Source organism: Luteibacter sp. SVR4-7G (assembly GCF_056755555.1).
Genome location: NZ_JBPGXO010000052.1, coordinates 15,924 through 27,172 on the forward strand (window position 1 = coordinate 15,924; position 11,249 = coordinate 27,172).

Consider the following 11,249-nt stretch of genomic DNA (forward strand, 5'->3'; position numbering starts at 1 on the left):
CCGGCATCCGACAAGGGGCAAGGTCATGACGACGAACAAGGCAGTGATGGGACGCCCGAGGGGCGATGTGGCGATCTCGGCGGTGCACGCTCTCGCGCTCGCGATCGCATTGGCGACGCTGGGAATTCCGGTGGTGTCCTGGGCACAGCAGGTGCCCGACGCGGCTGCGGGAGCGCATCGTCCAAAGATGGACTCCGCCGCGAACGGCGTGCCGGTGGTGGACATCGTGGCTCCCAACGCGAATGGCGTATCGCACAACAAGTATCAGCGCTTCGACGTCGACCAGCGCGGCGTGATCCTCAACAACAGCGCGAGCATCGTCCAGACGCAGCTCGGCGGCTATATCGCCGGCAACGACAACCTCAAGGGCGGACCAGCGTCGCTGATCCTCAACGAGGTGACGTCCGGACTGCCCAGCAGCCTGCGCGGCTATATCGAAGTGGGCGGCAAGGCCGCGCCCGTCGTGATCGCCAACCCCTACGGGATCACCTGCGACGGCTGTGGCGTGATCAACAGCCAGCGCTTCACGCTCACCACCGGCACGCCGGTGTTCGGCGGCAGCGGCAGCCTCGATGCCTTCCATGTGACCGGAGGCGGCATTGCCATCGGCAGCGGCGGGCTCGACGGTTCCACCGCCGACCGCACCGACCTCATTGCGCGCGCGGTGCAGGTAAACGGCCAGCTCTGGGCGAAAGACCTGAACGTCGTCGCCGGAAGCAACGACGTGAACTACGCCGACGCGGGCGTTCGCACCCTGGGCGCCGACGCGAACCGTCCGGCCGTGGCGATCGACGTCGCCGCACTCGGCGGCATGTATGCGGAAAAGATCCGCCTCGTGGGTACCGAGGCGGGTGTGGGCGTGGTGAGCAGCGGCGCCATCGCCGCGCAGGCTGGCGACCTCACGCTCAGCAGCGCGGGCGAGGTGCGCCTCGGCGGCACCACCGTTGCCCTCAGGAACGCCACGCTCGATGCCGGCGGTCCGGTGACCGTCGACGGCACCTTCGGAACACAGAACGGCAATGTGTCGCTGGCCGCCCGCGGCGCCCTCGGCGTCTCGGGCCGCGTCATCGCGGGCGGCTCGCTGGCGGTGGACGCGAGCGGCGACGTCGACGCGTCCGGTCGCCTCAGCGCCGGCGGAGATCTCGCCTTGCGTGCGGCGCAGGCTTTGCGCAATACCGGCCTGATCTATACCGACCATGCGTTCGACCTGCGCACGGGAAGCCTCCGCAACGACGGCACGATCTACGGCCTCGGCGGCGGCAATGTCGTTACGAACGGCCTTCTGCTGGGTACGGCCGCCAGCACGTTGCATGCGGGAGGCGCCCTCGCGCTCGACGCCGCCGCGATGAACAGCAGCGGCATCGTCGATGCCGGTGGGGCCCTGTCCCTGTCCAGCCGCGGCAACGTCGTGCTGGCGGGTGCCGTGCAGGGTGGTGGCGACGTCGCCGTGCGAGCGGCCGCGCAGCTCGATAACGCGGCGACCATCGTGTCGGGCGGTCGTATCGACCTGCAATCGGCAGGCCTGGCCAACCGGTCCACGGCCATCGTGTCGTCGGGCGGCGACCTGGCCGCGAACGTTGCGGGCGAGCTGTCCAACCAGGGCACGCTGTACGCCGCGGGTGGCGTCGCGGTGAACGCGGCGTCGCTTACGCAGGGGGCCGCGGGGCAGCTTTACGGCGTGCGCGGCGCGAACGTGAACGTCGCGGGGGCGCTCGACAATGACGGCAGCCTCGTGGGCGGCCACGGCCTGACGGTCAATGCGGCTGGCATCGTTAGCCACGGCGAGTTCGGCACGCAACAGGGCGATGCTTCCGTTGTCGCCGCCGGCGGCGTCACGCTTGCGGGCAACACCGTGGTGGGCGGCACGCTTGACCTCCGTACGCCGGGAGCCTTCCGGCAGCAGGGCCAGCTGACGACAGGCAACCTCGCCGTCGATGCCGGCGCCATCGACAACAGCGGCGAGACCTATGCGCGCGGCGACGCGCAGGTCCACGCTGCGCAGGATCTGGCGAACGCGGGCTCGCTCTACGCCGACGGCGGGCTCGCCGTGACGGCGGACGGCAAGGTGAGCAACGCCGGCACCCTGCACGCCGGCACGGACCTCGCTGTGCGTGGCGGCTCGGTCGACAGCGCGAAGCAGATCGATGCCGGACGCGACTTGTCCGTGGATGCGCAGGCCATTCGCCTTGCAGGTAACGTGCAGGGCGGCCGCGACGTCGGCCTGCGTGCCGCAGGCACGCTCGACAACGCCGCCACGGTGGTCTCCGGACGCGATGCAACCGTGTCGGCAGGCGCACTGGCCAATGCGGGCGCGCTGTCCGCCGGGCATGACCTGACACTTGCCGTCGATGGCGATATCGATGGTGCGGGGCAGCTCTATGCAGGTCACGCCTTGCTCGTGGACGCCGGTTCGCTGTCGGTCGGCGCGGGCGGTTCGGCCAGCGCGGCGGACACCGCCACGCTGCACCTGCGCGGTGTGCTGGTCAATGCAGGAAACGTCGTCGGCGGCCAGGCGCTCAGCGTCGACGCCGGGAGTATCGATAGCACAGGCTCGCTGGGCAGTACGCTCGGTTCGGCCGCGTTGACCACGCGCGGCGACATGCATCTGGGCGGTGTCGCCTCGGCCGCCACGGCGTTCAATGCCCACGCCGGTGGCAATCTCCTGATCGACGGCACGCTCACCGGCGTGCGGCTCGATCTGGCAGCGGATCGCTCGATGACACTCGCGGGTTCCGTCCATGCGACGGGCGATGCGGTCCTCGAAGCAGCGCAGGGCATCGCGCTCGGTGGCGACACGTTCGCCGACGGTAACCTTTCGGCGCACGGGGCCAGCATCGACCAGTCCGGCACGACCCACGCGGGTGGCGATCTTGCGGTGAATGCCGGGAACCTGGTGACACACGGCACGCTGGATGCGGGTAACGATCTCGTCATCGCGGCGGGCACGGCCTCACTGGGCGGCCAGCTGCAGGCGGCGCGCGACGTCCGGGCGAATGTCGACGGTACCTTGTCGCAAGCCGCGACCGTCGTTGCAGCGCGCGATGCGATCGTCGGCGCGGCGAACTTCAGCGGCGCCAAGGACTCCGCGATCAGTGCGGGGCGCGACCTGGCGCTGACGGTGTCACAAGGCGTGGCCAGTGCGGGCGTCCTCCATGCCGCCAACATGCTGACGCTTGACGCGGCCAGCTTCGCGCAGACGGTCGATGGCCAGGTCGACGCGGGCAAGCATGTGGCGCTCGGGGTGTCCGGAGCGCTCGACAGCGACGGCAGCATCGTCGGTGGCGACGGGCTCACGGTACGCTCGGGCAGCCTGCACAGCACGGGGCAATTGGGCAGCACGGCCGGCGACGTCTCCATCGTCACCACACAGGGCGATCTTTCGCTGGCGGGAACGACGGTGTCGGCCGGCCGGCTCGATGCCGCGTCGGCCGGTGCCCTGGCCCAGACCGGATCGATGAGTGCGAACGGCGCGACGCTTGTCTCGGCAGGCGACATGACGCTGGGCGGCGATACCTCGGTGAACGGCGCGCTGGCGATCGACAGCGGGCACGACCTGCACAACGCAGGCAGCGTATACACGACGGGTACGCTCGATCTCCATGCGGCCGGCGCCCTGGACAATCGCGGCAGCATCGCTGCCGAGCAAGACCTCTCCGTTCATACCGGCGGCGCGCTGACCCAGGACGCAAACGGGAAACTGCAGAGCAACGGTGATCTTTCCATTGCCGCGGGCAGCATCGACAGCAAGGGTACCGTGGCAACCGCCAGGGACCTGTCGCTCTCGGCGCAGGGCGACATCAGTCTGTCAGGCAGCACCCAGGCCGGCGGCATGCTCGGAGTCGAGGCCGCAGGCGCGTTCGACAACGCAGGCCAGCTCCTGGCATCGGACGCGCTGTCGGTCACGGCGGGAACCATCGGCAACAGCGGTGCCATCTCGACGGACGGCGGACTCGACCTGCACGCTGCGGGTCTGCTGGACAACCGGGGTACCGCCTATGCGGGCGGAAAGGCCATGGTCAGCGCGGGCTCCTTCACGCAGGCCGCGTCCGCGGAATTCTCCGGCGCGGACGACCTGGCCATCGATGTCGCCGGTGCGGTGGGCAACGCCGGCAAGCTCGTCGCCGCGAAGTCGCTGACGCTGAAAGGCGGAAGCGTCTCCAACACCGGCACGCTCGGTACGCAGCATGGCGACGTGCACCTCCAGGCTCGCGCGGGCGACCTCACGCTCGGAGGAACGGTGGCTTCCGCGGGCGGCCTGGATGCCACATCGTCCGGAGCGCTCCGGCAGAGCGGGCAGCTCGCCGCCACGGGCCTGGACCTGCACGCTGATGGCGATCTCGAGACGCAAGGCGACATCACGGCCCAGACGGTGACGATGACCAGCGGCGCCACCCTTGCGCAGGGCGGGACGCTGTCGGCGAACTCGATCGCGCTCGATGGCCTTGCCGTGCGGAACGACGGTCGCACCTTGTCGACGGGCGACCTCAGCGTCCATGGCGGCACCGTGGATGCGTCGGGGGTGCTGGCCGCCGGGGTGAAGGACGACGGCACGCTGGATACGCTCGGCAACCTGCATGTGTCCGCCGATACGGTACTCACCGCCCACGGCAGCCTGCTGGCCGGTCGTATGCTCGATGCGCAGGCGAACGCGATCGACCTGTCGTACGGCACGCAGCGTGCCGGCGGCGATGCGAGCCTCGTCGCGCGTGCGGGGAGCATCGACCACACCGCCGGCGATCTGGCCATCGGCGGCGCGCTTACGGCCCAGGCCGCCGGCGCGCTGGTGAACCGCGGCGTGGACGGCCGCGAGGCTCGCATGCAGGCGAATGCGCTGCTGCTCGGCGCCGCGTCCATCGACAACACGCGCGGCAAGCTTCTCCAGACCGGCAACTCGGCGCTGGCGCTGGCGTCGACGGGAACGATCGACAACACCGGCGGCACCATCGCAACCAACGGCAACGACCTCAACGTGCACGGCGGTCGGGTGGTCAACAGGGGTGGCAGCATCCAGCTCGCCGGCACCGGGCTGCTCGAGGTCAAGGCGGACCAGGACGTCGACAATAGCCAGGGCACGCTGGCAGGCAATGGCGCCACCCGTATCATCGCCGCGGCCGCGCTCGTCAACGACGGCGGGCTGATCAATGCGCATGGCGGCACGACGATCGCGGCCGCATCGCTGAGCAACGCCGCGAACGGCGCCATCTCCGGTACGACCCTCGGCGTGACCGTGACCAACGGCGTCAACAACGCCGGCGGCCTCATGCAAGCGACAGCCGGAGACCTTGCCCTCTCCGCGGCGAGCCTCGCCAATGCAGGCGGCACGATCCAGTCCGCGCCGGGAGCGGTGACCCTCGGCATAGGCGGCACCCTCGACAACGGCAGCGGCACGATCGCGGCCGGCACGCTCGCGAAGCTGACCGCCGCACGTCTGAACAACGCGGGCGTCATCGCCGGCGGCCAGCTCAACGTGCAGGCCACGGATACGCTCAACAACACAGGCGGCCGCCTGCAAAGCCGTGGCGCGCTCGACCTGCGCGCCACGAACGGCCTCAACAACAATGGGGGAAGCATCGAGGCAAACGGTGCCACGACGCTCAGTTCGGCGTCGATCTCCAACATCGGCGGCCGCATCGCCAATGCCAGCGCCGCACTCACCCAGATCACCTCGGGCGGTGGTATCGACAACCGCGGCGGCACGCTGGGTGGACAGGGCGATGTCAGCCTTTCCGGTACGTCGATTTCCAACGCCCAGGGCGGCACGCTGGTGGCTGCGGGTAACATGACCCTGGGCACCGGCCAGCTGGATAACAGCAGCGGCACGGTCTACGCCGGCAATACGTTCAATTTCGTCAATGCGGGTGCGTCGGCCGTGAACACGGGCGGCAAGATCACCGCGGGGCACCAGCTCAACCTCACACTGTCCAGCCTGGACAACAGCGGCGGCACCGTGCAGGCGGGCATCGATGGCGTGGCCGGTGTGGGCAACGTCGTGCTCGATATCCGCAACCTCGTGGGCCAGGGAAGCATCGTCGCCAACAACACGCTGGGCATGCACCTGGTGGGCGACTACATCCAGGCCGCGGGCTCGAGCATCAAGGCCAACGGCGGCTTCAGCCTCGCCGTGGATGGCCAGTTCGTGAACAACGGCAGCATCCAAGCGGTGAACGGCCTGACCATCAGTGCCGCGAACATCACCAACAACACGGGCGCGCTGCTCAACTCCGCCAACACGCAACTCAGCACCAGCGGCACGATCACCAACGCCGGCAGCATCCAGGGCAACACCGTCGGCATGAATGCCGGTGTGGTGAACAACACCGGCAGCATCATGGGCGGCAACGTCACGATCCAGGCCGGTACCGTGATCAATGGTGCCGACTTCGGTCAGGCCACGGGCAACGCGGCTTACCAGAGCGGCACCATCGCCGCCACGAACAACGTCGACATCTACACCAATTACCTGCTCAACCGCGACGCGCAGATCTTCAGCCTCGGCAACGTCAACGTGGCGGGCGCGGGGCGTAACGGGCAGGGGCTGTTCGCCACGCGGGCGGGCCAGATCGACAATATCTCCGGCTCGATCCAGGCGCAGGGCAGCATCCTGCTGGCGGCGAATCAGATCAACAACGTGCGCCGCGTGTTGGACACCACCGAACACGTGCTGACCGCCGAAGAGTCCGCCGCATCGCAGCCGCTGCCGCGGTCGGACTATAAGTACGCGATCAACAAGGTTCAGGAATACGAGACCTATACCGAATACCACACGATCCAGGAGACCGTGGTCAACGCGGCCAGCGCGCAATCGCAGATCCTGGCAGGCGGGAATATCTCGCTTTACGGCTCGGTCACCAACTACACCTCGACCATCGCCGCCAACGGCTTCCTTGCCGTGAACCAGCAGGGCGCGGGTGGCGGTACCGGGATGGTGTTCGGCAACGAGAACGTTGCCAACCAGTCCCTCGCCGCAGGCCGCACCATCCAGCAGGTGGCGGTGACTCACCATATCGGCTGCGGCACCGACTTCGACCTGTGCGATCAGGGCGGTGGCGAGGGCAGCTCCTATTCCTACCGCCCCAACACCGATCCATCGACTTACCTGCACGACAACTACACCGCACTCGGCGCCGTGATGACAGGTGCGGGTGGCGTCGCCATCGGCGGTTTGAACGTCTCTAACGGTGGTGTCACTCCGGATGGCCGCTCCGTCGGCAATACGCGCCTGGACCCGAACGCGCAGGCCATCGGCCTTGCTTCGGTAAACAAGGGCAGCGCTCAGGGCGCGACAGGCCTTCCGGTGGGAGCCCAAGTCGACCCGGCGACCGGTCACGCGCCGCAGGTGCTCGGTGGTGCAGGCCAGCCGCTCGCGGGCGTGACGCTTCCGATGGGCGGCATCTATAGCGTTCGCGGCGGCAGCGGCGGCGAGAGTGTGGCCGTGGACGGGCCGTCCGCAGGCGGTCAGCTGGCCGCGGCTTCAGGCGCAGTGCGTACCGCCGTCGATGGGGCGGGCGCGGATTCGCTCTCGGCGCTGGCGAACGGCGCCCCCGCGCGCAACGTCGGCCTGATGGGGAACGCGTACCTGACGGCCCTGCTCGGCCATCCGCCGAGTGGCAACTACCTCATCGAGACCAACTCGCGCTTCGTCGACTACAGCCAGTTCATCAGCAGCGATTACCTGCTCGACCAGCTCGGCCTCGACCCGGCGCGCACGATGATGCGGCTGGGCGACGGCTTCTACGAGCAGCAGCTGGTAACCCAGCAGGTGACGCAGCTCACGGGCCGGACCTATCTCGCCGACTATTCCAGCGGCCTGGAGGAGTACCAGGCACTGATGAGCAACGCCACGCACGTGGCACAGGCGATGAACCTGAGCGTGGGCGTGGCCCTCACGGCCGAGCAGGTCAGTGCACTCACCCAGGACATCGTCTGGATGGTGCAGCAGAACGTGGACGGGCATGAGGTGCTGGTGCCGGTGGTCTACCTGGCCAGCGGCAACCTCGGGCTCACCACGCAGGGCGCGGTGATCGCAGGCAAGGACGTCAGCATCGATGCGTCGGGCAAGCTGTCCAACGACGGCCTGATCCGCGGCGAGAACAGCACCTTGCTCACGGCGCAGGACCTGCTCAACAGCGGCCGTATTTCCAGCGGCGGTCTCACCGCCATCAGCGCCACGGGCAACATCGCCAACATCAACGGCCGCATCGACGGCGCGGGCGTCAGCCTGATCGCTGGCGGCGACATCCGCTCCGAGAACGTCGGCGGCCTTGTCGGCCGCGGTATGGATGGGGCGAGCATCACGGCGACCCAGGGCCTGCAGGTCAGCGCCGGTAACAACCTCTCGCTCGACCACACCAAGGTCACGGCCGGCGGCGACGCACTGCTTACGGCAGGGCACGACCTGACGTTGCGCGGGCAGGGCGTGTCGGCGGGTGGCAGCCTTGCGCTGGCAGCGGGTAACAACCTTTCGCTGGAATCGAGCGTTACGACGACGCATCCGTATGCGTGGAGCAATACGCTTACCGGGACCCAGGCAGAGGGGATTTCGCTCAGTGCCGGCAAGGATCTGTCGCTGGTTGCGGGGAACGATCTCAGCCTTTCGGTTTCGGCCCTCAAGGCTGGCGGCAACGCCGCACTGCAGGCCGGCAACGACCTGACCCTGGGTGCCGTTCAGAGCGGCACGCATTGGACTACGCAAACGCAAGCCAGCTCGATCGATGCCGGAGGTTCGCTTTCGCTCCAGGCCGGTCATGACCTCGCCGTGCAGGCGGGGAACCTCAAGGCCGGCGGCGACATGGCGCTGCTCGCCGGGCACGACCTCTCCCTGACTTCGACCACCAACGGCAGCTCGACCAAGGTCACGCACGATGTCACGAACCTCGACGCTGGCGGCAACCTGGCGGTAGCGGCGGGGAACAACGCGTTGCTCGAGGGCACGCAGATCAAGGCGGGCGGCACGGCGGCGCTTCAGGCCGGCAACGACCTGTCCCTGACGACGGTCACCGACAGCAGTACGACCACGGCAAGCTGGAAGGAAGGCAAGACGCACATCACCCAGACCACCACGGACGAGACCGTCCGCGGTGTAACGGTGGATGCGGGGACCGGTGTGCAGATCGCCGCCGGTCATGACGTCACACTGGACGCGACGACGGTCGCGACCAAGACCGGCGATATCACGCTGGCGGCTGGCCACGACCTTGTGCTGGGGGCCGAAGACGAGACGCATACGGTCGTCACCGACACGAAGAAAAAGAAGAGTGGCCTCTTCAGCAGCAAGACGACGACCACCCACGATACCAGCGACGAGACGCTGGCCATCGGCACGTCCCTCAGTGGCGACAACGTCCACATGGTGGCCGGGAACGACCTGACTGCCATGGGCGCAACCGTGCAGGCGACAGGCGGCATCGCCCTTGCCGCGGGTCACGACGTCAACCTGCTGGCGACCACCGATACCTATAACGAAACCCACGACAAGACGGTCAAGAAGTCCGGCTTCACCCTCAACCGGGGCGGCGGCGTCGTGCAGGCGGGCAAGAAGACCGTCACGAATGACGATACGGCACAGCACGTCGCCAACGGAACGCTCCTGAGCGGGGATTCGATCTCGGTTGCCGCAGGTCACGACGTGCTCGGCGAAGGCGCCAAGATCGCGGGCACGCACGACGTCGTCGTCGTCGCAGGCAACAATCTCCAGCTGACCACGGCCGTCGATATCTACGACGACAGCCACAGCAAGACCGTGACGAAGACCGGCTATTCGCAGAGCGGCATGAACGAGCTCTACGGTCAGGCGAAGGACAGCCGGTCGGACAGCTCGCATCAGGTCACACACACGGGAAGTGTGATCGGTTCAACCGATGGACAGGTGACGTTGACGGCGGGTGGGGACCTGCACCTGACCGGTACGGATGTCATCAGCAAGACGGGAACGACGATCGTCGGCAAGAACGTCACGATCGATGCGGGTCTGGATACGCTGGATACGGTGCAGTCGCAGAAGCATAGCGAGGGTGGGATCACGGGTGGCCTTGGAGGTGCAGCCTACGACCTGGCCATGAGTGCCCGCGATTCGGCACAGCGCGCCGGCAGCAGCGATGACGATCGTCTCAAGGCCCTGTATGCCGCCAGGGCTGCTTACGAGGCGCAGGACGCTATCAAGGCGACGGGCGACTTCAGCAGTGTCACCGATGCACAGAGTGCTGCGGGAGCCGCGGGTATCAACATTCGGGTGGGCATCGGTGGGAGCAGTGCGAGCAGCAAGACCACCACCCATGACAGTACGTCGTATGGCGGTCACATCACCAGCGGCGGCAACGTCACCATCGGTGCCACGGGTGGCGATCTGACCATCATCGGCGGGGGGGTTACCGGTAAGAATGTGGCCCTCGCCGCCACGAACGACATCAACCTGCTGAGCCAATCCGAGGACCATAGCCTCAAGAACGATTCAAAGAACGCTGCAGGAAGCATAGGTGTCAGCTTCGGCTCCGACGGCTTCGGTATCTACGCCTCAGCCAGCGTGGGCAGCGGGAAGGCGCACGGCAACGGCAGCACTCATGCGGAGACGGTGATCGACGCCTCCGACAAGCTGACCATCGTCAGCGGCAACGACACCACCATTGAAGGCGCCCAGCTGAAGGGTAACCAGGTCGTGGCCGACATCGGCAACAACCTGACCATCCGTAGCGAACAGGACACCGACGACTACGCCAGCAAGACGATGCAGGCAGGCGGAAAGATCATGGTCGGCATCACTCAGAGTGGCATGGTGAGTGGTAGTGCGTACTACGCCGCGAGCAAGGTGGACAGCCATTACACCAGTGTCAACGAGGTCAGTGGCATCAAGGCCGGCGACGGTGGCTTCCAGATTGACGTGGGCGGCACAACCCATCTGGTGGGTGGTCAGATCGCAAGCTCGGCAGACGCTTCCAGGAACGTACTGAGCACTGGCGACCTTGTCTGGGAGGATTTGCACAACGAATCGAAGTACAACGCGAGCCAAGTGAGCTTTAGCGGCGGAAGTGCGATGTCCAGCAATGTCGCTGGAGCCATCGGTGCGGCCATTTCGCTGGCTACACCGAAGAGCGGCAATAGCAGCAGTGACACGAAATCCGGCATCGCAGAGGGCACGATCATTATTCGCAACGATCCGGGCAAGGATCTAAGCGGACTGGATAGGGATCCGACTCCGGCGGATGGAGCTCTGAAGAACAGCTATGACGCCAAGAAGGTGGCTGAGGAACAGGAGC

Annotated in this window: 1 protein-coding gene; it reads left to right on the forward strand. The window is 67.2% G+C overall.

Going from position 1 to position 11,249, the window contains the following annotated elements:
- Window positions 1-25 precede the first annotated feature (25 nt).
- On the forward strand, window positions 26-11,249 hold an 11,224-nt coding region (locus ACR9ZH_RS16360; RefSeq protein WP_481291821.1), incomplete at its 3' end, for a two-partner secretion domain-containing protein.